The organism is Streptomyces sp. NPDC048185, assembly GCF_043202495.1.
Classification (GTDB): Bacteria; Actinomycetota; Actinomycetes; order Streptomycetales; family Streptomycetaceae; genus Streptomyces.
This window is the reverse complement of sequence record NZ_JBIDAN010000006.1, coordinates 21,006-47,476: the sequence shown is the minus strand read 5'-3', so window position 1 is coordinate 47,476 and position 26,471 is coordinate 21,006. Positions and strand designations below refer to the sequence as shown.

Genomic DNA, 26,471 nt, shown 5'->3' with positions numbered 1-26,471 from the left:
CCCCTGAGTCTAGGACTACTTGAAGAAAGCGATCCCGTCGTCCGGCATGTCGTCGGGCAGGGCCTTCGCCCAGCGCTCGACGTCCTCCGGGGTGACGACCTTCTTCAGGTGCGCAGACATGTAGGGGCGCAGCTCGACCTCGGGGGTCTGCTTCTCGCCGACCCACATCAGGTCGCTCTTGACGTAGCCGTACAGCCGCTTGCCGCCGGTGTAGGGCTGCGAGGCGGCCGTGCGGGCCACGGCGTCGGTCACCAGGTCGATCTGCGGCTTCTGGTCGGCCAGTTCGCCGTACCAGATCTCGATGACGCCGTCGTCGCGGGTCATCGTGACCTCGACCTTACGGTCGGCGTCGATGCGCCAGAAGCCGTGCTCGGACTCGAGCGGGCGGACCTTGTTGCCGTCCTGGTCCAGCACCCAGGTGTGGGACTGGTACTCCAGGAAGTCACGGCCGTCGTGCGTGAAGCTGACTTCCTGCCCGAAGTTGCACTTCTCGGCACCCGGGAAGTCGTGCACGCCCGCGCCCGCCCAGTTGCCGAGCAGGAAGACGAGCGGGACGAGGTCCTTGTGGAGGTCGGACGGGATCTCGATCATGAGCAGAACTTCCTGGCGTGGGGGGTCAGCGCTGGCCCTGGTACAGCTTCTTCACGGTCAGTCCGGCGAAGGCGAGGACGCCGACGCAGACCAGAACCAGCAGGGTTTCGAAGAAGATCTCCACGGGTGCTCCTCGATTGAGCGGGGTGCGGTGCGTGCGCTGTGTGCACAGGGGCCGGTGCCCAGCTTACGCGGCCGGAACACGGCCCCGCCTGTGAGGGGCGCCGGGGACGGGATCAGTGAAGCAGCCGGCTCTGCAGGGCGACGGTCTGCTGGAAGGGCACCGCCGCCGCGCCGCCCGCGCGGCTCTGCACGATCACCGCCAGGACGTCCCCGGCCCCGAGGTAGGCCTCGCGCACCTGTTCCCCGCCGTAGGGCTCGGGCTCGACGTAGAGGGAGTACAGCAGGTCACCGATCTCCGCCTGGGCTGGAAACCCTTCGTCGGCGACGACCTCTTCCGTGCCGCGCACGGCATGACCGGGGGCGGCGTACGGGGCGAGATGGCGGTTGCGCAACTCGTCCACGACAGCCGCGGTGTCGAAGTGCAGCAGGTAGATCCGCGTGTGGGTGCCGTCCTCAGTGGTCCAGCCGCGGGCGGCGATGTGGCGCAGCCCGTGGTCGACGAGTTTCTGCCGCAGCTCGGGGCGCTCGGCCTCGTCCCGGTACTCCTTGAGGAAGACGTCCGTGTCCAGCCAGCCGTCCTCGCCGCGCAACGCGTTGTCGGTCTCGGCCCCCTCGGGCGCGGGCGGCAGGAGCGCCCGCAGGTCCGCGTAGTGGGCGCCTGCCTTGTTGGTTTCGGCGAAGGGTGCCGGACTGCCCGACGGCAGGGGCGGCCTGGTCAGCACCGGAAACGTCCATCGCCCGTCCGGCTCCGTCGCCGGCCCGGGTACGTCGGTCCGCTCCATCCGTGTGATGCCGTACGCCGTCGCCGACCCGACCGCGGCGAAGACGGCGACGACCGCCGTCCAACGCAGCACGGCACGCAGCCCTGGGCGGCCCTTGCCCTTCTTCGCCCCGACCGGGGGCACCGGCGAAGCAGCGGGGTCCGGGACGGCGGGCGGGGTGTCCGGCACGGGCGGCAGGGCCGGCGGCATGAGACGCGCGGCCCGGGCACGGGGTTGTGGAGGAGTTGATTACGATTCCGTCATGGCGAAGAAGCTCGTGATCAAGGTGACGGCCGGGGCCGATGCGCCCGAGCGGTGTTCTCAGGCGTTCACGGTGGCGGCGGTGGCCGTGGCCAGTGGGGTCGACGTCTCGCTGTGGCTGACCGGCGAGTCCGCCTGGTTCGCCCTGCCGGGCCGCGCGGCGGAGTTCGAGCTCCCGCACGCCGCGCCGCTGCCCGACCTGCTCGACTCGCTCCTGGCCGGGGGCCGGGTCACCCTGTGCACCCAGTGCGCGGCCCGCCGCGACATCACGGAGAAGGACGTCCTCGAGGGCGTGCGGATCGCGGGGGCCCAGGTCTTCGTGCAGGAGTCCCTCGCCGACGACACGCAGGCGCTCGTCTACTGACCGCGCCCGCCGGGCAGCCCCCTCAGCGGCCGCGCCGCTTGCCGTCCAGCTCGTCCCACCACTCGTCGGACTTCGCGTCGCCCGAGGGATCGTCCCACCAGCGGTCGTCGGGGCCCCGGCGGTTGGCGACCATCGCGGCCAGCGGGGGGATGACCATGGCCACCACGCACATGCCGACGGCCGCCGGCACCGACCAGAGGCGCACGACCCCCCAGGCCAGGACGAACAGCGCGATGCAGGTGCCCATCATCACGAAGTAGACGTGCCGCCGCCGTGCGTACATACGTCCAGCGTAGGTCCGCGCACACCGAAGGGGCCGCACCCCAGGTGTCCAACCCGGTGGGTGCGGCCCCTCGGCCGTCAGGTGTCGCGTCCGCCGTCAGACGGCGATCGCGACCTCCGCCAGCCCGCCCTGCTGGGCGACGACGGTGCGGTCGGCGCTGCCGCCCGGGACGAGCGCCCGCACGGTCCAGGTGCCCTCGGCCGCGTAGAAGCGGAACTGGCCCGTCGCGGAGGTCGGCACCTCCGCCGTGAACTCGCCGGTGGAGTCCAGCAGACGGACGTAGCCCGTCACCGGCTCGCCGTCGCGGGTCACCTGACCCTGGATGGTGGTCTCACCGGGCTTGATCGTCGAGGCGTCGGGGCCGCCGGCCTTCGCTCCGCACATGTCGTACTCCTGAGGGGTTGAGGGGGGCGGGCTTACTTGTTGGCGCCGAGCTCGATCGGCACGCCGACCAGGGAGCCGTACTCGGTCCAGGAGCCGTCGTAGTTCTTGACGTTCTCCACGCCCAGCAGCTCGTGCAGCACGAACCAGGTCAGGGCCGAGCGCTCGCCGATGCGGCAGTAGGCGATGGTGTCCTTCGCCAGGTCGACCTGCTCGTCGGTGTAGAGCTGCTTGAGCTCCTCGTCCGACTTGAAGGTGCCGTCGTCGTTGGCGTTCTTCGACCACGGGATGTTGCGGGCGGACGGGACGTGGCCCGGACGCTGCGACTGCTCCTGCGGCAGGTGGGCCGGGGCGAGCAGCTTGCCGGAGAACTCGTCGGGCGAGCGCACGTCGACCAGGTTCTGCGCGCCGATCGCCTTGACGACGTCGTCGCGGAAGGCACGGATCGAGGTGTCCTGCGCCTTGGCCTTGTAGTCGGTCGCCGGGCGCTCGGGGACGTCGGTGCCGTCGACCAGCTCGCGGGCGTCCAGCTCCCACTTCTTGCGGCCGCCGTCGAGGAGCTTGACGTTCTCGTGGCCGTACAGCTTGAAGTACCAGTAGGCGTAGGACGCGAACCAGTTGTTGTTGCCGCCGTAGAGGACCACGGTGTGGTCGTTGGAGATGCCCTTCTTCGACAGGAGCTTCTCGAAGCCCTCCTGGTCGACGAAGTCGCGGCGGACCGGGTCCTGGAGGTCCTGGGTCCAGTCGATCCGGATCGCGTTCTTGATGTGGTTCTTGTCGTACGCGGACGTGTCCTCGTCCACCTCGACGATCGCGATGGTCGGGTCGTCCAGGTGGTCCTGCAGCCAGTCGGCGTCGACCAGGACGTCGCTGCGGCTCATGCTTTCTCCTCCGGGGCAGTTGCGGCGGGGCGTGCGAGTGAGAGGGCGCGCGCGCTCATGCCGTGGCGGCGCGCGGGTGCCCTGAGCAGGGCGGTGCGGGGAACCGGACGGCGGCGTCGCCGTCCGCTCAGAAAGTGCGACAGAGCATGGCGGCAACGCGGCACAGGTCCACTGCCCGCCGCTTCGTGAGATCCGCCTGTCGCTTCATAGGCTCGATCGTAGGGACGTGAACCGGGCCATGTCACCGGCGTGTCGCATGATGAGACACGATCGTCCGTAATGTGGGATCGATGAGGCTCCCGGGGCGCCGCCGAGGGGCTCGCGACCGTCGTCTCCGCCGGCACATCTGCGGTGCGGACGTCGGCGTCTCGCCTGTCGGACGTCGCCGGCGACGCCGGACGGTCGCAGGGGGGTCGCCGGGCGTTCGGCGCGCGGGCCGTGGGTCGCGGGTCGGGCCTCCCGGGCCCGCCGACCGTCGTCCTACCCTGCCAGCCTGACGCCCGAACCCTTCACCGTGATCTCGACGCCGTTCTTCGCCGCCTCGACCTTGTCCAGCTTGATCCCGCCGGGCAGCTCGTCGATGGTCTGCTGGAAGTCGGTGATGTCCCGGATCCGCGACTCGGCGAACTGCTTGCCGCCTATCGTCGGCAGGCCGTCGGCGACGACCTCGACGTTGTCGTCCTCGACCTTGACCGAGCTGAGCACGTCGACCGGCTCGGGCAGTTCGACACCCAGCACCGTGGCCCGGAGCGACACCTTGATCTTGCCGTTGCCGCCGTCGGAGAGGCCGACGACCTTGGCGGTGATGCCGGGCCCGACCTCCGTGGGCTCGGACTTGGCGGCCTTCATCAGCTCGTCGTAGCCGATCGTCGCGGTGCCGGTGGCCGTGGCCGCGGTGGCCGAGCCGAAGTCGCTGGAGAACTCGACGCCCTTCATGTCCGCCCGCAGGTCGTCGATACGGATCTTCTCGGTGCCGTTGCCGGTGGCGGCCTCGTAGTCGTGGATGCCGACCTCGACGTCGTCGAGCTCACCGCCGGCGAGCTGTGTGAGGAAGGGGAAGCCGTTGATGGACACGTCCGGCGTCGAGGCCAGGTTCTCGGTGGTGCGCAGCTTGTCCGCCGCCTGGCCCTCCGCGAAGTTGACCGCGACCCGGTCGGCGATCACGAAGAGCCCGCCGAGGATCACGACGACGACCAACAGTATTCGCAGTGCGCGCATGCGAGCGTTCCCCACCAGTAAACGTCAACGAGAGCGGTCCCCCGACGACCGGCGGCCGTCCAGCGCGAGCGTAACGCGGTGGGCGACGGCCGCCGGGTTTTTGTCGATCACCTGTGACAAGCGGGGTGCGTGTGTCCCGTGTCCCTGCTCAGCCGAGCGCCCGGCCGAGCAGGTACACGGCCGGCGCGGAGGCCGCCAGCGGCAGCGCCACGCCCGCCGTGAAGTGCACGAACCGGGACGGATAGTCGTAGGCCGCGACCCGGTGCCCGATCAGCGCGCACACCGCGGCGCCCGCGCCGAGCAGCGCACCGGACGTGCCCAAGCCCGTCGCCGCGCCGACCGCGATCCCGGCACCGGCCGCCGCGAGCAGCGCCACGACCACGGACGCGGGCGTCGGCAGCGGCAGCGCGCGGGCCACGACGGCCACCGCCACGGCGACCGCGCCGACCGTCACCGCGTCCGCGTCGGCCGCGAGGTACCCGCCCGCGACGACGGCCAGGGCCGCCGCGGCGACGGTCGCCGTCAGGCCGTACATGCGCTCGTCCGGGTCGGCGTGCGAGCGCAGTTGCAGGACGAGGGACAGCAGCACCCACACGCCGAGCGTGCCGAGGAGCGCCGCCGGGGAACGGTCAGACGCCAGCATCGCCGCGTCCGCGGCCAGCGCGCCCGCGAAGCCCAGCGCGATGCCCTGCCGGGCGGGCCACATGCCGTTCAGCCGAAACCAGCCCGCCGCGGTGACGGCCTGCAGGACGACCAGCGGGACGAGCAGCGCGTAGGTGCCGACCGCGGCCGCGCCGGCCAGCAGCAGCCCCAGCAGCGCGGTGAGCGCGGCCGGCTGCATCCCGGGGTCGATGATCGGCGAACGCCCCTCGGCGCGGGCCCGCTGCGCATCGGTGATCCGGGCGTTGCCCGCGAGTGTGGCAGGACCGTACTCGGGCGCGTCGGCGGCGTCGGTGGCCGCCGGGGCGGCCGTGGCGGCCGTGGCGGCCGTGGCGGCCGGAGGCTCAGGGGCTGCGGGCGACTGCGGCGCGTAGGGCTGCGGCTGGGCCTGGGCCTGGGGGGCGTACGGCTGGTACTGCTGGGCGGGCTGCTGGTACTGCTGCTGCGCCTGAGGCTCGTACTGCTGCTGCAGCGGCTGCTGGTACTGCTGCGGCTCGGGTTGCGGCTGCGGCGGCTGCTGCCGGTACTGCTGCGGCTGCGGCTGGTGCTGCTGCGATCCGTACGGGTGTCCCCCGTACCCACCGCCGTACGCGCCGTCCGTCTGCGGGGGCAGGTACGCCGTCTCCTCCGCCGGGACGGGCGGTTGCAGCTGGGTCTCCCAGGTCTGGCCCTGCCACTGCTGCGTGTGCTCGCCCTGCTGGTGCTGTCCGGGCCACACCTGGGCGTCGTACCCCTCGTGTCCCTCGTACGGCTGATGCGGCTGATGCGGCCGGTGCGGCTGGTGCCCCTGATACGGCTGGTCGGTCATGGTCACCCTCCCGCGAACGGCGGGAGCACCTCGACGGTGCCGCCGTCGGTCAGCCGTACCGTCTCGTGCGCCCGCGTGCCCACGGGGTCGCCGTCGACGAGGAACGAGCAGCGCAGCAGCACGCGCGTGAGTTCGCCGGGGTGGCTCGCGCGCACCGCGTCGAGCGCGTCGGCGAGCGTGGCCGCCTCGTACGGCTCCTCGGCCGCTCCCGCCGCGGCCTTCGCGGCGGCCCAGTAGCGCACCGTGACCTTTGCCATCTGGATCCTTCGTCGCCGGTGCCGATCGGCGTCCGTGCCGATCGGCGGTGAACACCGTCAGGCTAGCCCGCCCGCGCCACGGCCCAGTCGCCGATCCTGTGCAGCAGCTCCTCGCCGGAAGCGTGCTCGGCGTGGCCCATGCCGGGCTCCACCCAGAGTTCGCCGTGGTCACCGGCCGCCTCGGCCAGCATCCGGGGGTGGTCGAGGGGGAAGTAGCCGTCCCGGTCGCCGTGCACGAGCAGCAGCGGCGTCGGCGCGATGCGCGGCACCGCCTCCACCGGCGACAGCGGGACCGGGTCCCAGTCCCGGTGGTGGATCCGGGTACGCAGGCCGTAGCGGCCCACCAGGCGCCCGGCGGGCCGCATCACCAGCCAGTGCAGCCGGCGCATGGGGGCGGTGCCCCGGTAGTACCAGCGGGCCGGGGCGCTCACCGACACGACCGCGTCGGTGCGGGCGTCCCGGTCGTCGCCGTCACCGCCGTACAGCGCCGCGTGCCGCAGCACCACCGAGCCGCCCATGGAGAAGCCGACGGTCACCACGCGCGCGTGACCGAAGCCGCGCGCCCAGGCCACCGCCGCCGCCAGGTCGAGCACCTCGCGGTCGCCGACGGTCGAGTGCCCGCCCGAGGCGCCGTGGCCCCGGAAGGAGAACGTGACGACGGCCCCGTGGCGCGCGAACGCCTCCGCGATCCGGCGCACGTGCGGGCGGCCGACGTCGCCGGTGAACCCGTGCGCCACGACGAACACCAGGTCAGCGGCTTCCCGGCGGTCTCGTCCCGGCTCGTACACGGCCTCGATCCGCACCCCGTCGGACGTGCGCAGAAACGTCCGCGCGGGCGGGCGGCGGGGCCTTCGTCCCGCCGTCCCCGGGGGTGTCCCAGGATTCGGACGAATGGTGGAACGCGCCACATGACCTGCCCGACCGTCGCTCATGTCGGCTATTCTGCTGGGCAGAGGACTCGGGCGATGTAGCCCCCGGGTCCTTTTGTGCTTTCGGGAGCGTTCACCAGCGTTCACCTCCCGGACTCGCAGCGGACCCCACGGGCGCGGGGCCCGCACCGTACGAAGCAGTGCCGTAAACGTCCTCGCAGGGACCGAGGAGGAACCAGACGTTATGGGCGAGCGAACCGTGCACGACCGTGAGACGACCCAGGCAGGTGGGGCGCGATGAGTTCTCTACTGCTCCTGACCAACGCCCTCCAGCCGTCGACGGAGGTGCTTCCCGCCCTCGGCCTGCTGCTGCACAACGTCCGCGTGGCCCCGGCGGAGGGGCCCGCCCTCGTCGACACCCCCGGCGCCGACGTGATCCTCGTCGACGGGCGCCGCGATCTCCCCCAGGTCCGCAGTCTGTGCCAGTTGCTGCGGTCCACGGGGCTCGGCTGTCCGCTGGTCCTCGTCGTCACCGAAGGGGGCCTCGCCGCCGTCACTGCCGACTGGGGCATCGACGACGTGCTGCTGGACACCGCCGGTCCGGCGGAGGTCGAGGCCCGGCTGCGGCTCGCCATGGGCCGCCAGCAGATCGTCGGCGACGACTCCCCCATGGAGATCCGCAACGGCGACCTGTCGGTGGACGAGGCGACGTACTCCGCCAAGCTCAAGGGCCGGGTCCTGGACCTGACCTTCAAGGAGTTCGAGCTGCTGAAGTACCTCGCCCAGCACCCGGGCCGGGTCTTCACCCGCGCCCAGCTGCTGCAGGAGGTGTGGGGCTACGACTACTTCGGCGGCACCCGCACCGTCGACGTGCACGTACGGCGGCTGCGCGCCAAGCTCGGCCCCGAGCACGAGTCGCTGATCGGCACCGTCCGCAACGTCGGCTACCGCTTCGTCACGCCCGAGAAACCGGAGAAGAAGGAGCGCGCCGCGGAGGAGACCAAGGCGAGGGCGGGGTCCGGGGCGAAGGCGGACGCCGCGGAGGCGGCGCACGCCGCGGCCGAGGCCTGAGCGTTACCGGGCGGACCGAGAGCTGATACGCCCTGCCCGGAGCGGGTCCATCCGCGTAGACTCCGCGCGTGGCCAAGGTGACTCGGGATGATGTGGCGCGACTGGCGGGGACTTCGACCGCCGTCGTCAGCTATGTCATCAACAACGGACCCCGGCCGGTCGCCCCGGCCACGCGCGAGCGTGTCCTCGCCGCGATCAAGGAGCTGGGGTACCGGCCCGACCGGGTCGCCCAGGCCATGGCGTCGCGGCGCACGGACCTGATAGGCCTGATCATCCCGGACGCCCGCCAGCCCTTCTTCGGGGAGATGGCCCACGCCGTCGAACAGGCCGCGTCCGAGCGCGGGAAGATGGTCCTCGTCGGCAACACGGACTACGTCGGCGAGCGCGAGGTGCACTACCTGCGCGCCTTCCTCGGCATGCGGGTCTCCGGCCTGATCCTCGTCAGCCACGCCCTGAACGACCTGGCCGCCGCCGAGATCGACGCGTGGGACGCCCGGGTCGTGCTGCTGCACGAACGCCCCGAGGCCATCGACGACGTCGCCGTCGTCACCGACGACCTGGGCGGCGCCCAGCTCGCCGTACGCCACCTGCTGGAGCACGGGTACGAGTACGTGGCCTGCATGGGCGGCACCGCCGAGACCCCGTCCGTCGGCGACCCGGTCTCCGACCACGTCGAGGGCTGGAAGCGGGCGATGAAGGAGGCCGGGCTCTCCACCGAGGGCCGGCTCTTCGAGGCGCCGTACAACCGCTACGACGCGTACAAGGTGGCCCTGGAGATCCTCGCCGGGCCCCGCCGCCCGCCCGCGGTCTTCTGCTCCACCGACGACCAGGCGATCGGCCTGCTGCGCGCGGCCCGCGAGCTGCGCATCGACGTCCCCGGCGAGCTGGCGGTGGCCGGCTTCGACGACATCAAGGAGGCGGACCTGGCCGACCCGCCGCTGACGACGGTCGCCTCCGACCGGTCGGCGATGGCGCGGTCCGCCGTCGACCTGGTCCTGGACGACGGGCTGCGGGTCGCGGGCTCGCGGCGGGAGCGGCTGAAGGTGTTCCCGTCACGGCTGGTGGTACGGCGGTCCTGCGGCTGCGAGTAGCCCCGGCGGTCGCGGGAGCCGGGTGCTTTATATCGGGCATACGAGGTTCTGCCGGGCTTCTCAGGCGGGACTCAGGAAGCTCTCATACGCGGGCGCGAAGCTCATGGACATGACCGAGAGCTTCCGCCGCAGCGGCGAGTACGAGAACGCGCATCCGTACGTGACCCCCTACGAGGGCGCCCAGCAGCACGCCTCCTCGCCGGACAGCCACGCGGCTCCGGTGACCCCCGGGAGTCACACGAGCCCGGTGAACCCGGAGTGGCCTCCTCCGCCGGCGCAACCGCCCCACCCCCCGACGGGCGCCGGGCCGGACGAGCCCGCCCAGCCGGCCCGCAGGCGGACCCGGCGCGGCCCGGTCGCCCTGCTCGCGGCCGTGGCGATCGTCGCGGCGGCCGTCGGCGGCGGCACCGCCTACGGCATCCAGGAGCTGACCGGCAGCGACACCGTCGCGTCCAGCTCCACCAGCACCAACGTGGTGCCCTCCAGCCAGAAGGGCACGGTCGCCGGCGTGGCCCAGGCGGTCAGCCCGAGCATCGTCGAGATCAGCGCCACCTCGAACGCCGGCTCCTCCACCGGGTCCGGCGTGATCATCACCGGTGACGGCGAGATCGTCACCAACAACCACGTGGTGTCCGGTGCCTCGTCGGTCAAGGTGACGACCAGCGACGGCAAGCAGTACGGCGCCGAGGTCGTCGGCACCGACAGCAAGAAGGACCTGGCGCTGATCAAGCTGGAGAACGCCTCCGGCCTGAAGACCGCCACCCTCGGCGACTCCGACGGCGTCCAGGTCGGCGACCAGGTCGTGGCGATCGGCTCCCCCGAGGGCCTGACCGGCACCGTGACCAGCGGCATCGTCTCCGCCCTCGACCGTGACGTCACCGTGTCGACGGACGAGGGGCAGCAGCAGGAGCAGCAGCGGCAGGGCGACCAGTGGCCGTTCGAGTTCCGCGGCCGGCAGTTCAACGGCGACACCGGTTCGTCCACGACGACGTACAAGGCGATCCAGACCGACGCCTCCCTGAACCCGGGCAACTCCGGCGGCGCGCTGATCGACATGAACGGCAACATCGTCGGCATCAACTCCGCGATGTACTCGGCGGCCGGTTCGTCCTCGTCGGCGGACGCGGGCAGCGTCGGCCTCGGCTTCGCCATCCCGGTCAACACCGTCAAGGCGGACCTGGCCACGCTGCGGGCGGGCGCCGACAACTGAGCGAAGGAGCGAGCACGCCATGATCCAGCGCATCGCGCACGCCGCGACGTCCATCGGCGGCGGCCCGGCCGCGGTCGTCCTCGCCCTGGAGGTCGCCTCCGCGCTGCACCCTCCGGTGCCCCGGGCGCCGGAGGTGCCGGCCCGCGCCACCACCCGCACCCCCGCCCGCCCCGTGGCGCACCGCACCGCCTCCCGCCGCCGCGCCGCACGGAGCTGACCCGCACCCACCGCGCCGCAGGGCGCCGGCCCCCGGCCCACGGCGCCGCACGGGCCGGCCCGGACGTGCGACGCTGAAGGCGTTGGCAGCCCTTACCCACCGCACCCGAGGAACCCGAGCCCATGAGCCCCGCAGAAGGCGACCGCGACCGTGACACCCAGCGCATCCTGATCGTCGACGACGAGCCGGCGGTCCGCGAAGCCCTCCAGCGCAGCCTCGCCTTCGAGGGGTACGGCACCGAGGTCGCCGTCGACGGCGCCGACGCCCTGGAGAAGGCGGCGGCATACCGGCCCGACCTCGTCGTCCTCGACATCCAGATGCCCCGCATGGACGGCCTGACCGCCGCCCGCCGGATCCGCGGCGCGGGCGACACGACCCCGATCCTGATGCTGACGGCCCGCGACACGGTCGGCGACCGGGTGACCGGCCTGGACGCCGGCGCCGACGACTACCTGGTCAAGCCCTTCGAGCTGGACGAACTCTTCGCCCGCATCCGCGCGCTGCTGCGCCGCAGTTCCTACGCGGCGGCGCTGGAGGCCACCGCCGCCGACGACGACACCCTCGGCTTCGCCGACCTGACCATGGACCTGGCGACGCGGGAGGTCAGGCGGGCCGGACGCCCGGTGGAGCTGACCCGCACGGAGTTCACCCTCCTCGAGATGTTCATGGCGCACCCGCGTCAGGTCCTCACCCGGGAGCAGATCCTGAAGGCCGTCTGGGGCTTCGACTTCGAGCCCTCGTCCAACTCCCTCGACGTGTACGTCATGTACCTGCGCCGGAAGACGGAGGCGGGCGGCGAACCGCGCCTCGTCCACACGGTCCGCGGCGTCGGCTACGTCCTGCGGCAGGGCGGCGCGGAGTGATCAAACGGTTCCGCACCCTGCCCCTGCGCTCCCGCCTGGCCCTGCTGGTCGCGGCGGCGGTGGCGTTCGCGGTGGCGGCGGTCTCGGTGACGTGCTGGTTCGTGGTGCGCAACCAGCTCTACCACCAGCTGGACGACCAGCTGCGCGGTGAGCAGGTCTCCAGCCAGCTGCTGCAGAGCATGCTGGCCAACTGCCGGTCGGCCGACCCGCAGGAGCTGCCCCAGGCACCCAACGCGCCCATCGTGACGATCCTCTACTCCGACGGCTCCACGTGCGTGGACCCGGGCAGCGAGGAGATGCGCGTGCAGGACGCGGACGTGGCCGTCGCCGACGGCCTGGCGGAGAGCACGCTGCACACCGGCAGGACGACGGAGGGCACCAAGGTCCGCGTCTACACCCGGCCGGTCGTCGACCGGCTGACGAAGCAGGTGCAGCCGGGCGTCGCCGTGTCCGTCGCCAAACCCGTGAGGGAGGTCACCGATCCGCTGTCCTCGCTGGTCTGGGTCCTCCTGCTCGTCTCCGGCATCGGCGTCGTGGGCGCCGGGGCCGCCGGACTCGCCGTCGCCCGGGCCGGTCTGCGGCCGGTGGACGACCTGGCCCAGGCCGTCGAGCACGTCGCCCGTACCGAGGACCTGAACGTCCGCATCCCCGTGGAGGACGACAGCGAGGACGAGATCGCCCGTCTCTCCCGGTCCTTCAACTCGATGACGTCCTCCCTGGCCAGCTCGCGCGACCTGCAGCAGCAGCTCATCGCCGACGCCGGCCACGAACTCCGCACCCCGCTCACCTCCCTGCGCACCAACATCGAGCTGCTCTCCCGCAGCGAGGAGACCGGCCGCCCGATCCCCGAGGCCGACCGCAAGGCTCTCCTCGCCTCCGTGAAGGCGCAGATGACGGAGCTCGCCGCGCTCATCGGCGACCTGCAGGAGCTGTCCCGCCCGGACACCGGGCAGCACGCGGGCAAGGCACAGATCCTCGCCTGGCAGGACGTCGTCGAGGCGGCGCTGCGCCGGGCCCGCCTGCGCGGACCGGAGCTGACGATCACCGCCGACGTCGCGCCCTGGTACGTACGGGCGGAGCCCTCCGCCCTGGAGCGGGCGATGGTCAACATCCTGGACAACGCGGTGAAGTTCAGCCCGGACCGCGGCACCGTCGACGTACGCCTCGCCGACGGCGTCCTCACCGTCCGCGACCACGGCCCCGGCATCCCCGCCGAGGAACTCCCGCACGTCTTCGACCGCTTCTGGCGCTCCCCGTCGGCACGCGCCCTGCCCGGCTCGGGCCTCGGCCTGTCGATCGTGGCCCGGACCGTCCAGCAGGCCGGTGGCGAGGTGACGCTGGCCCCGGCCGAGGGGGGCGGCACGACGGCCACGGTGCGGCTGCCGGGGGCGCCGGTGCCGCCGCCGGAACTGGACGCGGCGGACGGGGACCGCTGACACGGCACGAGGCCCGGGCCGCGTACCAGGTGGACGCGGACCGGGCCTCGGCGCGGAGGTGCGGAGGTGCGGACGGTCGCTTACTGCACGACCGTGATCCGGTCCGCGGCCGGCGGCGCGATCGGGGCCGACGCCGACGAGTTGGCCGTCAGGTACTGCTGGAGGGCCGCCAGGTCGTCCGTGCCGACCAGCTCGTCCGTGCCCTGGCCCAGCGTGGTGAACCCGTCGCCGCCGCCCGCGAGGAAGCTGTTCATCGCGACGCGGTAGGTGGCCGCCGGGTCGATCGGGGCGCCGTTCAGGCGGACGGAGCCGGTGACGACCCGGTCCGCGCCCGTCTTCGTCAGGTCCAGGGTGTACGTCAGACCGGACGAGACCTGGAGGATCTTCGGCGCCGCCTCGTTGCCGCCGCTCACCTGCTCCTTGAGCGCCTGGATCAGCTGGGCGCCCGTGTAGCTGCGCAGGTTCACCGTGTTGGCGAAGGGCTGGACCGTGAAGCCCTCGGCGTACGTCACCACGCCGTCGCCCTCACCGGCCTTCGCCGCGTACGTGAGCGGCGCCCGGATGCCGCCCGGGTTCATCAGGGCCAGGTCGGTCTCCGGGTCCAGGGACTTGCCGTAGGCCAGCTGCGCGTCGGCGATCAGGTCTCCGAGGGGGGACTCGGTGCCGTCACGGTTGATGTCGCCGGAGATGTAGCCGATGGGACGGTTGCCGATGGGGGCGGCCAGCGTGTTCCAGCGGTCGATCAGGCGGGTCATGTCCGGTGCCTTCGGGACGTCCCGCGTCACCACGTGGTTCGCCGACTTCACGGCCGTACGGGCGATGTCACCCGTCGCGCGGTCGTACGTCAGCGTCGTGTCCGTGTAGAGGCGGCCGAAGGACGCGGCCGACGTGACCATGCGGGGGTTGCCCGCCGGGTCGGGGATCGTGCAGACGTACGCGTTGTGCGTGTGGCCGGTGACCAGCGCGTCCACGTCGGGCGTGACGTTCTTGGCGATGTCGACGATCGGTCCGGAGATGCCGTCGCCGGCGCCCGGGGAGTCACAGTCGTAGTTGTAGGAGGACGACGCCGGGAAGCCGCCCTCGTGGATGAGGGCGACGATCGACTTCACGCCCTGGCGCCGCAGCTCCTTGGCGTACTTGTTGATCGTCTCGACCTCGTCCTTGAACTGCAGGCCCTTCACGCCGTCGGCGGAGACGATGTTCGGGGTGCCCTCCAGGGTCACGCCGATGAAGCCGACCTTGACGCCCTTCTGCTTCCACACCCAGTACGGCTTCAGGATGGGCTTCTTCGTCTTCTCGTCCAGGACGTTGGCCGCCAGGTACGGGAAGTCGGCGCCCTTGAACTTCTTGTCCGTGTAGCAGCCCTCGGTGGGGTGGCAGCCGCCGTTCTGCAGGCGGGCCAGCTCCTTGGCGCCCTCGTCGAACTCGTGGTTGCCGACGGACGTCACGTCGAGGTCGAGCTTGTTCAGCGCCTCGATGGTCGGCTCGTCGTGGAAGAGGCCGGACAGCAGCGGAGAGGCGCCGACCATGTCGCCGCCGGCCGCCGTGATGGAGTACGGGTGGCCCTTGCGGGCCTGGCGCAGGTGGGTGGCGAGGTACTCGGCGCCGCCCGCGTCGACGGTCTTCGTGGTGCCGTCCGGCTGGACCTCGGTGACGCGGCCGGAGGAGCCGGCCGGGGGCTCCAGGTTGCCGTGCAGGTCGTTGAAGGAGAGGAGCTGGACGTCCTGGTAGCGGCCCGGCCGGTGATCGGGCTTGTGACCGCGGTGGCTCTCGCCCGCGTTCGCCGACGCCGGGAGCGTCGCGGCGGCGAGCGCCCCGGCGGTGACGACACCGGCGGCCACCGCGAGGAGGCGGCCGGTACGGCGTCTGCGGCGCGGTTCGTACGACTGTGCTGTGGCTGGCATGCGCCCCCCTGTGGGTCTGCCTGCGGATCTGCCTGGTGCGGGCCGTCACGGAGAGGGACGGCCCGTCGGCGCAGCCTAGGGTCAACGCGCGTAGCACGACAGGGGTTTCCGGGTTACAGCCTGATGTACCTTCCCCGTCCCGTGCCGCCACTTTGCCGGGCCCGCCCCTTACTCTCGTACGCATGACCAGCGACGACACCGTGCGGCCCGGCCGCCCCCGCTCGATCGAGACCCTCGCCGCACTCACCCCGGAACAGACCGAAGCCGTGCTCGCCCTGCTCGGCGAGGCCGCCCGGAACGACGGGCAGCACGCCGTGTCCGAGCAGGGGCGACTCCAGCTGCGCGGTGGCGCGCGGGAGGGCATCGCCCACCTGCTGCTCTCCGTGGACGGCGATCTCGTCGGCTACGCGCAGCTGGAGGACACCGACCCGGTGGAGCCGCCGGCCGCCGAGCTGGTCGTCCACCCCTCGCACCGGGGCCAGGGGCACGGGCGTGCGCTGGGCTCCGCGCTGCTCGCGGCCTCCGGCAAACGGCTGCGGATCTGGGCGCACGGCGGCCACTCCGCCGCCCGGCACCTCGCGCAGGTGCTCGGGCTGACCCTCTTCCGCGAACTGCGGCAGATGCGACGCCCGTTGGCCGGGCTCGACCTGCCGGACCCGCGTCTGCCCGAGGGCGTGAGCGTGCGCACCTTCGTGCCCGGCCGGGACGACGCGGCCTGGCTCGCCGTGAACGCCGCCGCCTTCGCCCACCACCCCGAGCAGGGCTCCCTCACGCAGCGGGACCTCGACGACCGCAAGGCCGAGGCCTGGTTCGACCCGGCGGGGTTCTTCCTGGCCGAGCGCGGGGGCGAGCTGATCGGCTTCCACTGGACCAAGGTGCACGCCGAGGAGCGGCTCGGTGAGGTGTACGTCCTCGGCATCCGGCCCGACACCCAGGGCGGCGGCCTGGGCAAGGCCCTGACCACCATCGGCCTGCGGCACCTGGCGGAGCAGGGCCTGCCCACGGCGATGCTGTACGTCGACGCCGACAACAAGGCGGCGGTGTCCGTCTACGAGCGCCTCGGCTTCGCCACGCACGAGACGGACCTGATGTACCGCACGGAGACGTGAGCCGTCACCGGCGCGCCGTGCCTGTCGGGGACGGGAACCGAGCCCCCGCGCTCCACTCCTGCCGCGGGGGGCGCAGGGCTGGCCGGGCGGTCCGGGCGGGGTGACGGAACGCGGCCCTCATCCCTGTCTCCGCCGCCCCCGTCGGCCCACCGGCTCCGGCCCGCACGCCGCCCAGACCACCGCGACCGCGGTCAGCAGCACCGCCCACCGGTCGTGCGCAGCGGGCCACCGCGGGTCGTCCGGCACCACGAACAGCGACCGGTCCTCGGGTAGCAGCAGGGGCGCGAGGACGGCCACGACCAGCAGGGCCGCCGCGACCGCCGGGCCGGGGCGCGGCTCGTCCGTCAGCCGTACCGCCGCCGCGGCACCGGCGAGCGCCAGCACGCACATCGCCGCGGCCTCCAGGGTGATGTCGCCGGCCGGGGGACGGAGCCCTGAGGGCACGAGCAGCAGCACCGCCGTCCACCACAGCGCGGCGGGCGGTACGACGAGGGCCACCCGCAGTGCCTGCCGGAGGGGACGCCGGGTCGGTACGGGCGTGGTGAGGTGCCGGGCCCGGTCGTCCAGCAGGAAGGCCAGGCCGAGCGCGCCGATCAGGGCGACGCCCCGCAGCAGGGTGAGCGTCTGCCAGGGGGTCGGCTCGGCGCCCGCCATCCTCGGCGTCCCGGCGAGCAGCAGCCCCAGGGCGCCCGCCGCCCCCAGGGCCCGCCACGGCAGCGTGCGCCACACGGGGCCGGCCAGTGCGCGCGTCACTCGCGCGGGGCTGCTCACTCGCACGAGTCCGCCGTGGCCGGCCCGGCCACGCCCAGCAGCCTCGCGGCCTCGGCCGTCGTGACGTCCGGCGAGGTCAGCTCCGCCCAGTGCGCCTTCACCCGCTCGGCGACACCGGGGCCGGGCTTCTCGAGCAGCCGCCGCACGACGTCGGTCTGTCCCTCCGTCATGCTCAGCGGGTCGGTCGGGGACAGGACGATCGCGGAGCCCTCGACACTGTCGTCGAGACGGACCCGGCGCAGGGCGTTCACCGGGTCGTCCTGCCAGCTGAGGGAGAGCCACATGATGGTGACCATGCGCCCGTCGCACACCGCGTTGCTCGCCTCCTCGCTGCCCGCGACCAGCACGGCGGCGACGGCGGTGGAGAACTCCGGGACCCGGTTGCCGCCCCATGCGGTGCCCACGGTCACCTGGTGCGGGGCGGACAGCGCGGGGATCGCGGTGTCGCTCCCCAGGCCGTACCGGGCGTCTATGCGCTGCCGGACGAGGAGCCGCCGATCGTGTGCGGCGCCGCCGGCGAGGGACTGGACGTGGTCCACCACCCCGGCCCAGGCACGGGTCCGGGACTCCCACTCGGGGAACGCGCAGTACGTCGACGGGCCCCGCTCGACGCAGGTCTGCTCCTTCTCCGGGCTCACCGAGGCCCGTTCGCGGGCCGCGGTCAGCTCCGGCGACGGGTCCACGCCCCGGGCCTGCAGTATCCCGCCGGCGACCGTCAGGGCGAGGGTCAGGGCGAGGCCCGCCCGGACGGCCGGCCCGCGTCCGCCGGCGACCAGCACCGCGAGGAAGCCCACGCACAGGGCGGCGCCCGCCAGGTACAGGGCGTGCCAGGCGGCCGGCCGGCCCAGCAGGTCGGAGGGCAGGGAGTCGGGGCCGATCTCGGAGACCACCGGGGACAGCCACGACAGCCCGCCCGTGCCGCCCGGTCCGGTGCCGAGGACGAGCGTGAACAGCAGGCAGACCACCAGCAGCGGCGCGGCGACCGGTGCCCGCAGCACCCGGCCCAGCAGCACACCGAGGGCCCCGGCCAGCAGCACCGTCAGCGGTCCCACGAGCAGCTCGGCCGGTGAACCGGTCCCGACCGCGCCCGGCTTGGCCGCCTCCCGCGCGAACTGCCCGGCCACGCACAGCGCGGTGAGCAGCGCGGCCGGTACGACGGACAGCGCGTGCGCCACCGTACGGCGCCAGGGCGCCATGACCAGGATCGCGAACTGGGGCTCCGTGCCGTGGCGCGCGGAGCGCAGGACGGCGACGTTGGCGGACACCAGGACGGCGAGGCCGACGAGCAGGGGGGCGCCCTGGGTGGCGCGGTCGGCGTCCTGGAGGGCCGGATAGCCGTCCCAGGAGCTGCGGGTGCGCCACACGATCCAGGCGACGTAGCCGACGAAGGCGATGAGGACGGGGACGCTCAGCAGCAGCCGGCGGGCCTCGAACCGGGCGAGGGCCAGCACGGCCCGGGCACCGCCGCCGCGCGGCCCGGCGTCCACGGCCGGCGGGGCGGCCGTCGTCGCGGTGCTCATGCCGACACCCCCGCACCGGCGCCGTCGAGGGTCAGCAGGTAGCCGTCCTCCAGCGTCGGTTCGAGCAGTTCGGCGCCGGGGGGCGGGTCGCCCACGTTCCGGAAGGAGCCCGTGCCGGTGCGCCACCCGGCCTTCGCCCGCGGGTCGCGTTCGGTGCTGCTCCACACGCGCCCGGCGGCCCGCGCGGTCAGCTCGGCCGGGGCCCCGTCGAACCGCACGGCCCCTTCGGCCATGACGAGGACCCGGTGGCAGAGCATCGCCACGTCCTCGGTCTGGTGGGTGGACAGCAGCACGGTCCGCCCCTCCCCCGCCCCGGCGATCAACTCACGGAACCGCATCCGCTGTTCCGGGTCGAGCCCCACCGTCGGTTCGTCGAGGACCAGGAACCCGGGGTCACCGACGAGCGCCGCCGCGAGCGCGACCCGCTGCCGCATGCCACCGGACAGCTTTCTGATCCGCTTGCCGCGGACATCCCCCAGCGCGACCTCGTCCAGGACCCGCCGCACCTCGCGGTGCCGGCCGGCCCGGTCGGTCAGCTCTTTCAGGATCGCGACGTAGTCGACGAACTCGAAGGCGGTGAAGTCCGGATGGAAGCCGGGCGTCTGCGGCAGGTACCCGAGGCGGCGCCGCACCTCCTGCCGGCCCCGCGCGGTGCCCGGGTCGTGCCCCAGCACGGTGAAGGTCCCCCGGTCGGCGGGCACGGCGGTCGCCAGCACCCGCAGCAGCGTGGTCTTCCCCGCCCCGTTCGGCCCGAGCAGTCCGGTGACGCCCGGCGTCAGCCGCAACGACACGTCGTCCAGGGCCCGGGTGCGCCCGTAGTGAAGGCCGAGCCCGGAGGCGGAAACGGTGGGGGTCATACGGCGCTCCCGTACAGAGGTCGAGTACAGAGGTCGAAAGGAGGAGGAGGAAAGAGAGGACGGACTCACGCGGCACCCCGCGGGAAGACGTCGAACCGGTCGCGGAACAGGACCAGCAGCCCCGCCCCCAGCACGGCCACGGCCGCGGACACGCCCTGCCCGGCCGCGGTGAACGGTGCCAGCGGACCGCCCTCGGCGGTCTGCGCCGCGTCGGCGGCGAACAGCACCGCGCCCCACGCCCCGGCGACCAGCGAGGGCGCGGCCACCGGTCCCAGCCGGGGCGTCAGCGCCAGCCCCGACGCGGTGAGGGCGAGCGCGGGCAGCAGCCAGGCCAGCGCGCGCAGCCCGTATCCCGGCAGGGCGAGCGTCGCGAGGCCGTTGACGCCGAGGCCGACGGCCAGGACGGCGACCGTACGGATCATCAGCAGCCGGAAGCCGTGCATGGGCGAGACGACGGCCATCTCGTACGTCGGATCCAGCGCGGGCCCGTAGGCGAGCGCCACCCCGGCCAGCGGCAGCAGCGGCGCGAAGGCGAGGAAGACCGTGGGCCTGTCGGTGACACCGGACGTGAAGGCGACGACGAACGTCGTCACCAGCACCGCGACGACCGCACCCAGCCAGGACCGGCGCAGCACGGGCGTGGCCGTGAGCAGCCGCGCCGTGTGGTCGGCGACCCCGCAGCGCACCAGCAGACCCTCGAGCCACCCCGGCCGGGGCGCGTCCAGCTCCGCGTCGAGCCGCTCCCACCCCGCCTCCAGGGCGGCGGCGTCACTCACCTCGGCGAGGACGCCCCGGCACCGTGCGCAGGCGGTCAGGTGGGCGTCGGCGGACCAGAGCACGGGCGCCGCGAGCTCGCCGAGGGCGTAGGCCCGCAGGTCGTCCTCGTCCACGTGCCAGCCGTTGTCGATTCTCATGCCAGCGCCTCCCGCAGCTGCCGGCGGGCCCGCATCGCCCGCGTCTTGACCGTGCCCGGCGGGATGCCGAGCAGGACGGCCGCCTCGCGGGTGGTCAGCCCGTCGATGACCGTGGCCTGGAGCACCGCGCGCAGCTCCGGCGAGAGCCGGACCAGCGCGCCGGCGAGGTCCCCGTGCTCGACACCGGCGAGCACCCGCTCCTCGGCCGATGCCTCGTCCCGGTGCCGCAGGCGGGCCAGCGCCTGCCGCAGCCGCCCCCGAGCGCCGTCGCCGCGCAGCGCGTCGACCAGCCGCCGCGATCCGATCCGCCACAGCCAGCCGGCCACGTCCCCGTCCTCGCGGTAGCGCGCGCTGCCCCGCCACACCGCCAGGAACGTCTCCTGCACGACGTCGTCGACGACACCGGCGTCGGCGCAGCGGCCGCGCATCCGGGCGGTCAGCCACGGGGCGTACCGCCGGTACAGCTCCTCGAAGGCGCGCCGGTCGGCGTCCGCGGCGACGGCCCGCAGCAGCTCGCCGTCCGTTCGTGTTTCGCTCACATCTCCTCATCGGACGAGCCGGGTCGTCCGGTTCACACGATCACAGGTGAATTTCCGGCCGGGCCCGGGGGCGGCGTCCGACGCGGCGCGCCGCCCGCCGGAGGCCGCCCGCTATCCCACACGTCATGTCCCCGTAACCATCGATTCAGACAGCCTTGCGACCCTCGCCGAATGGAACCGACCGTGCCACCAGGAGCAGAGCATTCCGCGCCTTCCGACGCGCCTGTCCTGCGCGCGGCGCGGAAGAATGGGTTCATGAGGCAGCCGAACACCCAGGCCGAGGTCCAGCACCCGCAGCCCTCCGTGGGCTCCATCGCCGCGCACCGCCCGCACACCGTGGCCGCCACGGTCTCCGACCTGGAGCCCGACATCGACGCGGACCTGGACGCCTACGAGGAGTCCCCGGCGCCCGGCGCCGACGGCACCGGCACGGGCACCGCCCTCCCCCAGGGCCGCTTCCTGGACCGCGAGCGCAGCTGGCTCGCGTTCAACGAGCGCGTCCTCGAACTCGCCGAGGACCCGAACACCCCGCTCCTCGAGCGCGCCAACTTCCTCGCGATCTTCGCCAGCAACCTGGACGAGTTCTTCATGGTCCGCGTCGCCGGCCTGAAGCGCCGCATCGCGACCGGCGTGGCCACCCGCTCCGCCTCCGGCCTGCAGCCCCGCGAGGTGCTGGAGATGATCTGGGCCCGCTCCCGCGAGCTCATGGCCCGGCACGCCGCCTGCTTCCACGAGGACGTCGCCCCGGCCCTGGCCGAGGAGGGCATCCACCTGGTCCGCTGGAACGAACTCGCGGAGAAGGAGCAGGCCCGCCTCTTCACGCTCTTCCGGCACCAGATCTTCCCGGTCCTCACGCCCCTCGCCGTGGACCCGGCGCACCCCTTCCCGTACATCTCGGGCCTCTCCCTCAACCTCGCGGTCGTCGTCCGCAACCCCGTCACGGGCCACCGGCACTTCGCCCGCGTCAAGGTCCCCCCGCTGCTGTCCCGCTTCCTCGAGGCGTCCCCGGGCCGCTACGTGCCCATCGAGGACGTCATCGCCGCCCACCTCGAAGAGCTGTTCCCCGGCATGGAGGTCCTGGAGCACCACGCCTTCCGCCTCACCCGCAACGAGGACCTGGAGGTCGAGGAGGACGACGCCGAGAACCTCCTCCAGGCGCTCGAGAAGGAGCTCATGCGGCGCCGCTTCGGCCCGCCGGTCCGCCTGGAGGTGGAGGAGTCCGTCGACCGGGAGGTCCTGGACCTCCTCGTCCGCGAACTGAAGATCGGCGAGGCGGAGGTCTACCCCCTCCCGGGTCCCCTGGACCTCACCGGTCTCTTCCGCATCCACAGCCTCGACCGTCCGGAGCTGAAGTACCGGAAGTTCGTCGCCGGCACCCACCGCGACCTCGCCGAGGTCGAGTCCGCGTCGGCGCCGGACGTCTTCGCCGCCCTGCGCAGCCGCGACGTCCTGCTCCACCACCCGTACGACTCCTTCTCCACCTCCGTGCAGGCCTTCCTGGAGCAGGCCGCGGCCGACCCGGACGTCCTCGCGATCAAGCAGACGCTGTACCGCACCTCCGGCGACTCCCCGATAGTGGACGCGCTCATCGACGCGGCCGAGTCCGGCAAGCAGGTCCTCGTCCTGGTCGAGATCAAGGCCCGCTTCGACGAGCACGCCAACATCAAGTGGGCGCGCAAGCTGGAGGAGGCCGGCTGCCACGTCGTCTACGGGCTGGTCGGTCTGAAGACCCACTGCAAGCTGTCCCTGGTCGTCCGGCAGGAAGGCGACACCCTCCGCCGGTACAGCCACGTGGGCACGGGCAACTACCACCCCAAGACGGCCCGCCTCTACGAGGACCTCGGCCTGCTCACCGCGGACCCGCAGGTCGGCGCGGACCTCTCCGACCTGTTCAACCGGCTCTCCGGCTACTCCCGCCGCGAGACGTACCGCCGCCTGCTCGTCGCGCCCAAGTCCCTGCGCGACGGCCTGGTCTCCCGCATCCACAAGGAGATCCAGCACCACCGCGCGGGCCGACCCGCCTACATCCGCATCAAGGTCAACTCGATGGTCGACGAGGCCGTCGTCGACGCCTGTTACCGCGCGTCCCAGGCGGGCGTCCAGGTCGACGTGTGGGTGCGCGGCATCTGCGCGCTGCGCCCGGGCGTGGCGGGCCTGTCGGAGACCATCCGGGTCCGTTCCGTCCTCGGCCGCTTCCTCGAGCACTCGCGCGTCTTCGCCTTCGGCAACGGCGGTGAGCCCGAGGTCTGGTTCGGCAGCGCCGACATGATGCACCGCAACCTCGACCGCCGTATCGAGGCACTCGTCCGGGTCACCGACCCGGCCCACCGGGCGGCCCTGAACCGGCTCCTCGAGACCGGCATGTCCGACGGCACCGCCTCCTGGCACCTCGGCCCGGACGGCGAGTGGACCCGGCACTCGACCGACGCGGACGGCCAGCCCCTGCGCAACGTCCAGGAGATGCTCATAGACGCCCGGAGGCGCCGGCGTGGCACAGCAACACCTTGACCCGACGAACCGCCTGGCCGGACCGGCCGAACGGTCCGGACCGGCCGGGCCGGTTCCCGCGGAAGCCCTCGCGAGCTACCTCCGTGCCCAGGCCACGGAGTTCCTCCGCGCCCTGCGCCTGCACCGCGAGTCGGGCGCGGGCACGAGCGTCGTGCACGGCGAGGGCCTCGGCAACGGCTCGGCGGGCCCCGTGGACGCGGCGCGCGCCCTGCGGCGCGCGGCCCGCCGCCTGAGCGGCACCCTGCACACCTACCAGCCCCTGCTGGACGCCGACTGGGCGGAGGGCATGCGCCCCGAACTGGCGTGGCTGTCCGGCACGCTGGCGCTGGAGCACGCCTACGCCTCGCGCCTGGAACGCCTGCTCCAGGCGCTGCACCGCCTCTCCGGCTCGTCGGCGTGCCCGGCCCGCAGGCCGGTGGCGGCCGCGGCCGTGGCCGCGAACCTCCCCGCGTCCCCCGCACCCGCGCCCCCGGAGCGCGGCAACCTCACGGTCGGCGCGGCCAAGGCGGGCGCCCTGCTCGACCGCCAGCTGACCCTGGCCCGCACCCGGGCCCACTCCACGGCACTGCAGGCCCTGGGCAGCAGCCGCTTCCACGCGGTCGCCGACAAGGTCGCGTTACTGGCCAGCGAGGTGCCCCTGCGGGCCACCGCCGACGCCACCGCCGACCTCCGCCCGCTGGCCGGGGCGGCGGAGGGCCGCCTCGCCGACGCGGTGGCCGCTCTGCCCCTGGTCACCGCGGGCCACCCGTACAACGCGGAGGCGCTGGTCCACGGCCTGTCCCCGGACCCGGCCCCGCACCCGCAGGACGCCCCCTGGCACCAGGTCCGCCTGCTGCTGCGCCTGCACCGGTACGCCCGCGAGGTCCTGGCCGGCGAGGGCGGCGGCCCGGGCGGTGAGGACGCCCGCCTGCGCACCGCGGGCGAGGCCCTCGACCGCCACCGCGACGCCTCGGAGGCCGCCGCCGCCGCGGCGCAGGCGGCCCGCACGCCCCGCATCGCCCCGGCGACGGCGTACGCGCTCGGCGTGCTCCACGCCGACCAGCGCCACGAGGTGGAGGCGGCACGGTACGCCTTCCAGCACGACTGGCAGCACAGGGCCGTCCGTCCGGCACCGGCCCCCTGACCCGCGAAGGGACGGCGATCCCCGCATGAGCACACCCGAGGGCACCACCGTCCGCGCGGCCGGATGCGTCCTGTGGCGCCGCGACCCGGACACCGGCGAGCCGCAGCTCTGCCTGGTCCACCGGCCGAAGTACGACGACTGGTCGCACCCCAAGGGCAAGCTGCTGCGCGGGGAGGACCCGCTCGCCGGGGCCCTGCGCGAGGTGGCGGAGGAGACGGGGTACACCGCGGTGCCCGGCGCCGAGCTGCCCACCGTGCGCTACCTGGCGGACGGCCGCCCCAAGGAGGTCCGGTACTGGGCGGCGGAGGCCGTCTCGGGCGGCTTCACCCCGAACGACGAGGTCGACCGCATCCTCTGGCTGCCCGCCGCGGCCGCCCGCGCCCGCCTCACCCAGCCCCGGGACCGGACCCTCGTCGACGCGCTGCCGGCCGCGCTGCGCCCGGACGGCGACGCCCCGTACGACGGGTGACCCGGGACCGCGCCGTGTCTTCGGCGTAAGCGTTCCGTGACCTCACCGCACCGTCCACAGGGGTTCACCCCTCGTTCATTCATGCCCATCGGCGGCTTCACCTGTTCTGCCTAATTTCGGCCGTAGACAGTCCTCGCACGCCGCCGGATTCAGGACGGCGGCTCCTGGAAGGAACTCCCTCAAGTGAAGCTTCAGCGCATGAACCGGCGGGCCCTCGCTCTCGGTGCTCTCGCCGTCTCCGGCGCCCTGGCCCTCACGGCGTGCGGCTCCGACGACACCGGCGGGGACAGCAACGGCGGCGGCGCCTCCGCCAGCACGCAGGCCGGCAACATCAAGTGCGAGGACGCCAAGGGCCAGCTCCAGGCCTCCGGCTCCTCGGCCCAGAAGAACGCCATCGACGCCTGGGTCAAGCAGTACGTCGCGGCCTGCAAGAGCGTGCAGATCAACTACAACCCGACCGGTTCCGGCGCGGGCATCACCGCGTTCACGCAGGGCCAGACCGCGTTCGCCGGTTCGGACTCCGCGCTGAAGCCCGACGAGATCGAGGCGTCGAAGAAGGTCTGCAAGGACGGCCAGGCCATCGACCTGCCGATGGTCGGCGGCCCGATCGCCGTCGGCTACAACGTGCCGGGCGTCGACACGCTCGTCCTGGACGCCCCGACGCTCGCGAAGATCTTCGACAGCAAGATCTCCAACTGGAACGACCCGGCGATCGCCAAGCTCAACCCGGGGGCCAAGCTCCCCGACCTCAAGATCCAGGCCTTCCACCGCTCCGACGAGTCCGGCACCACGGACAACTTCACCAAGTACCTGAAGGCCGCCGCGCCGAAGGACTGGACGTACGAGCCGGGCAAGTCCTGGGAGGCCAAGGGCGGCCAGTCCGCTCAGGGCTCCTCCGGTCTGGCCGCGCAGGTGAAGCAGACGTCCGGCGCCATCTCGTACTTCGAGCTGTCGTACGCCAAGGACGGCATCAAGACGGTCGACGTGAAGACCGAGGCCGCCGAGCCGGTCAAGGCCACCGTCGACAACGCCACCGCCGCCATCGGCGCGGCCAAGGTCGTCGGCACCGGCAAGGACCTCGCGCTGGAGCTGGACTACACGCCGACCGCCGGCGGTGCCTACCCGATCGTCCTGGTGACCTACGAGATCGCCTGCGACAAGGGCAACAAGGCGGAGACGCTGCCCGCCACCAAGTCCTTCCTGAACTACATCGCCTCGGAGGACGGCCAGGGCCTGCTGGCGGACGCCGGCTACGCCCCGATGCCCACCGAGATCATCACCAAGGTCCGCGAGAACATCGCGAGCCTGAGCTGACCCGAGTGCGGTCCGGCCCCCGCACGGGGCCGGACCGCACCGTCCGGTGCACCGCCGCCAGGAGCCCTCGCACGGGCGGCTCCGACCGAGCCGTCGCG

At 73.2% G+C, this 26,471-nt stretch carries 28 protein-coding genes; 12 read left to right on the top strand and 16 right to left on the bottom strand.

The annotated features are described in order from the left end of the window. Positions 1-15: 15 nt before the first annotated feature. Positions 16-591 (bottom strand): FABP family protein, encoded by a 576-nt coding sequence (locus ACGF3H_RS18900; protein ID WP_362489743.1) that lies wholly within the window; start codon positions 589-591, stop codon positions 16-18. Positions 592-827: 236 nt separating this feature from the next. Next, complete coding sequence (locus ACGF3H_RS18895) at positions 828-1,685, bottom strand: hypothetical protein (protein WP_393816509.1); 858 nt, start codon at positions 1,683-1,685, stop codon at positions 828-830. 52 nt (positions 1,686-1,737) lie between these two features. On the opposite strand from ACGF3H_RS18895, the gene ACGF3H_RS18890 reads away from it, so the two are divergent. Continuing rightward, positions 1,738-2,100 (top strand): DsrE family protein, encoded by a 363-nt coding sequence (locus ACGF3H_RS18890; RefSeq protein ID WP_077799246.1) that lies wholly within the window; start codon positions 1,738-1,740, stop codon positions 2,098-2,100. A 22-nt stretch (positions 2,101-2,122) separates the two neighbouring features. On the opposite strand, the gene ACGF3H_RS18885 is transcribed toward ACGF3H_RS18890, so the two are convergent. From ACGF3H_RS18885 to ACGF3H_RS18850, 8 genes are all read right to left on the bottom strand, one after another. After that, a complete protein-coding gene (locus ACGF3H_RS18885) occupies positions 2,123-2,383 on the bottom strand; it encodes a DUF3099 domain-containing protein (RefSeq protein ID WP_362489740.1) in 261 nt (86 codons plus the stop codon). A gap of 96 nt (positions 2,384-2,479) precedes the next feature. Next, entirely contained in the window at positions 2,480-2,767 is a 288-nt protein-coding gene (locus ACGF3H_RS18880) for a DUF1416 domain-containing protein (RefSeq protein WP_006139129.1), read from the bottom strand. Between the two features lie 32 nt (positions 2,768-2,799). Continuing rightward, positions 2,800-3,645: a sulfurtransferase gene (locus tag ACGF3H_RS18875; protein ID WP_362489738.1), complete on the bottom strand. Its 846-nt coding sequence runs from the start codon at positions 3,643-3,645 to the stop codon at positions 2,800-2,802. 127 nt (positions 3,646-3,772) lie between these two features. Next, positions 3,773-3,853: a putative leader peptide gene (locus tag ACGF3H_RS18870; RefSeq protein WP_350310325.1), complete on the bottom strand. Its 81-nt coding sequence runs from the start codon at positions 3,851-3,853 to the stop codon at positions 3,773-3,775. 272 nt (positions 3,854-4,125) lie between these two features. Beyond that, positions 4,126-4,863, bottom strand: a complete 738-nt coding sequence (locus ACGF3H_RS18865; RefSeq protein WP_362489736.1) for a DUF2993 domain-containing protein — start codon at positions 4,861-4,863, stop codon at positions 4,126-4,128. Positions 4,864-5,011: 148 nt separating this feature from the next. After that, positions 5,012-6,331 carry a hypothetical protein gene (locus ACGF3H_RS18860; protein WP_362489734.1) on the bottom strand — a complete coding sequence of 440 codons (1,320 nt, stop codon included), beginning with the start codon at positions 6,329-6,331 and terminating at the stop codon, positions 5,012-5,014. A 2-nt stretch (positions 6,332-6,333) separates the two neighbouring features. Beyond that, complete coding sequence (locus ACGF3H_RS18855; RefSeq protein ID WP_362489732.1) at positions 6,334-6,588, bottom strand: MoaD/ThiS family protein; 255 nt, start codon at positions 6,586-6,588, stop codon at positions 6,334-6,336. 62 nt (positions 6,589-6,650) lie between these two features. Further along, the gene (locus tag ACGF3H_RS18850; protein ID WP_362489730.1) at positions 6,651-7,520 is read right to left on the bottom strand and encodes an alpha/beta fold hydrolase; all 870 of its coding nucleotides are present in this window, start codon (positions 7,518-7,520) and stop codon (positions 6,651-6,653) included. A 234-nt stretch (positions 7,521-7,754) separates the two neighbouring features. Between ACGF3H_RS18850 and ACGF3H_RS18845 the strand changes: the two genes are divergently transcribed. The 6 genes from ACGF3H_RS18845 (at position 7,755) to ACGF3H_RS18820 (ending at position 13,345) form a co-directional block, all read left to right on the top strand. After that, positions 7,755-8,528, top strand: coding sequence for a response regulator transcription factor (locus ACGF3H_RS18845; protein ID WP_362489728.1), 774 nt, complete (start codon positions 7,755-7,757; stop codon positions 8,526-8,528). Positions 8,529-8,596: 68 nt separating this feature from the next. After that, positions 8,597-9,619, top strand: coding sequence for a LacI family DNA-binding transcriptional regulator (locus ACGF3H_RS18840; protein WP_362489727.1), 1,023 nt, complete (start codon positions 8,597-8,599; stop codon positions 9,617-9,619). Positions 9,620-9,728: 109 nt separating this feature from the next. Then, positions 9,729-10,829 carry a S1C family serine protease gene (locus ACGF3H_RS18835; RefSeq protein WP_393816508.1) on the top strand — a complete coding sequence of 367 codons (1,101 nt, stop codon included), beginning with the start codon at positions 9,729-9,731 and terminating at the stop codon, positions 10,827-10,829. A 19-nt stretch (positions 10,830-10,848) separates the two neighbouring features. Beyond that, on the top strand, positions 10,849-11,046 hold the full coding sequence (locus ACGF3H_RS18830; protein ID WP_362489723.1) for a hypothetical protein: 198 nt from the start codon (positions 10,849-10,851) through the stop codon (positions 11,044-11,046). Positions 11,047-11,168: 122 nt separating this feature from the next. Further along, a complete protein-coding gene (locus ACGF3H_RS18825) occupies positions 11,169-11,909 on the top strand; it encodes a response regulator transcription factor (RefSeq protein WP_362489721.1) in 741 nt (246 codons plus the stop codon). Further along, positions 11,906-13,345, top strand: coding sequence for a HAMP domain-containing sensor histidine kinase (locus ACGF3H_RS18820; protein WP_362489719.1), 1,440 nt, complete (start codon positions 11,906-11,908; stop codon positions 13,343-13,345). The genes ACGF3H_RS18825 and ACGF3H_RS18820 overlap by 4 nt, the downstream gene beginning before the upstream one ends. 80 nt (positions 13,346-13,425) lie before the next feature. Here ACGF3H_RS18820 and ACGF3H_RS18815 read toward each other — a convergent pair whose 3' ends face one another. Beyond that, a complete protein-coding gene (locus ACGF3H_RS18815; RefSeq protein WP_362489718.1) occupies positions 13,426-15,249 on the bottom strand; it encodes a bifunctional metallophosphatase/5'-nucleotidase in 1,824 nt (607 codons plus the stop codon). A 182-nt stretch (positions 15,250-15,431) separates the two neighbouring features. Between ACGF3H_RS18815 and mshD the strand changes: the two genes are divergently transcribed. Further along, the gene (mshD, locus tag ACGF3H_RS18810) at positions 15,432-16,358 is read left to right on the top strand and encodes a mycothiol synthase (protein WP_362489716.1); all 927 of its coding nucleotides are present in this window, start codon (positions 15,432-15,434) and stop codon (positions 16,356-16,358) included. Between the two features lie 117 nt (positions 16,359-16,475). Here mshD and ACGF3H_RS18805 read toward each other — a convergent pair whose 3' ends face one another. The 5 genes from ACGF3H_RS18805 to ACGF3H_RS18785 form a co-directional block, all read right to left on the bottom strand. Beyond that, positions 16,476-17,111: an ABC transporter gene (locus ACGF3H_RS18805; protein ID WP_362489714.1), complete on the bottom strand. Its 636-nt coding sequence runs from the start codon at positions 17,109-17,111 to the stop codon at positions 16,476-16,478. Between the two features lie 14 nt (positions 17,112-17,125). Next, entirely contained in the window at positions 17,126-18,649 is a 1,524-nt protein-coding gene (locus ACGF3H_RS18800) for an ABC transporter permease (protein ID WP_362489713.1), read from the bottom strand. Beyond that, positions 18,646-19,506: an ABC transporter ATP-binding protein gene (locus tag ACGF3H_RS18795; RefSeq protein ID WP_362489711.1), complete on the bottom strand. Its 861-nt coding sequence runs from the start codon at positions 19,504-19,506 to the stop codon at positions 18,646-18,648. Before ACGF3H_RS18795 ends, ACGF3H_RS18800 begins: the two co-directional genes overlap by 4 nt. Positions 19,507-19,571: 65 nt before the next feature. Further along, entirely contained in the window at positions 19,572-20,420 is an 849-nt protein-coding gene (locus ACGF3H_RS18790) for a zf-HC2 domain-containing protein (protein ID WP_362489709.1), read from the bottom strand. Further along, positions 20,417-20,959 carry an RNA polymerase sigma factor gene (locus ACGF3H_RS18785; protein ID WP_239765751.1) on the bottom strand — a complete coding sequence of 181 codons (543 nt, stop codon included), beginning with the start codon at positions 20,957-20,959 and terminating at the stop codon, positions 20,417-20,419. The genes ACGF3H_RS18790 and ACGF3H_RS18785 overlap by 4 nt, the downstream gene beginning before the upstream one ends. Positions 20,960-21,214: 255 nt before the next feature. On the opposite strand from ACGF3H_RS18785, the gene ACGF3H_RS18780 reads away from it, so the two are divergent. The 4 genes from ACGF3H_RS18780 to pstS all read left to right on the top strand — a co-directional run bounded on the left by ACGF3H_RS18780 (position 21,215) and on the right by pstS (position 26,373). Further along, the gene (locus ACGF3H_RS18780) at positions 21,215-23,467 is read left to right on the top strand and encodes an RNA degradosome polyphosphate kinase (RefSeq protein ID WP_362489706.1); all 2,253 of its coding nucleotides are present in this window, start codon (positions 21,215-21,217) and stop codon (positions 23,465-23,467) included. After that, positions 23,448-24,590, top strand: a complete 1,143-nt coding sequence (locus ACGF3H_RS18775) for a CHAD domain-containing protein (RefSeq protein ID WP_362489704.1) — start codon at positions 23,448-23,450, stop codon at positions 24,588-24,590. Before ACGF3H_RS18780 ends, ACGF3H_RS18775 begins: the two co-directional genes overlap by 20 nt. 25 nt (positions 24,591-24,615) lie before the next feature. Then, a complete protein-coding gene (locus tag ACGF3H_RS18770) occupies positions 24,616-25,059 on the top strand; it encodes an NUDIX hydrolase (protein ID WP_362489702.1) in 444 nt (147 codons plus the stop codon). A gap of 183 nt (positions 25,060-25,242) precedes the next feature. After that, positions 25,243-26,373: a phosphate ABC transporter substrate-binding protein PstS gene (pstS, locus tag ACGF3H_RS18765; protein WP_362489701.1), complete on the top strand. Its 1,131-nt coding sequence runs from the start codon at positions 25,243-25,245 to the stop codon at positions 26,371-26,373. Positions 26,374-26,471: the final 98 nt, after the last annotated feature.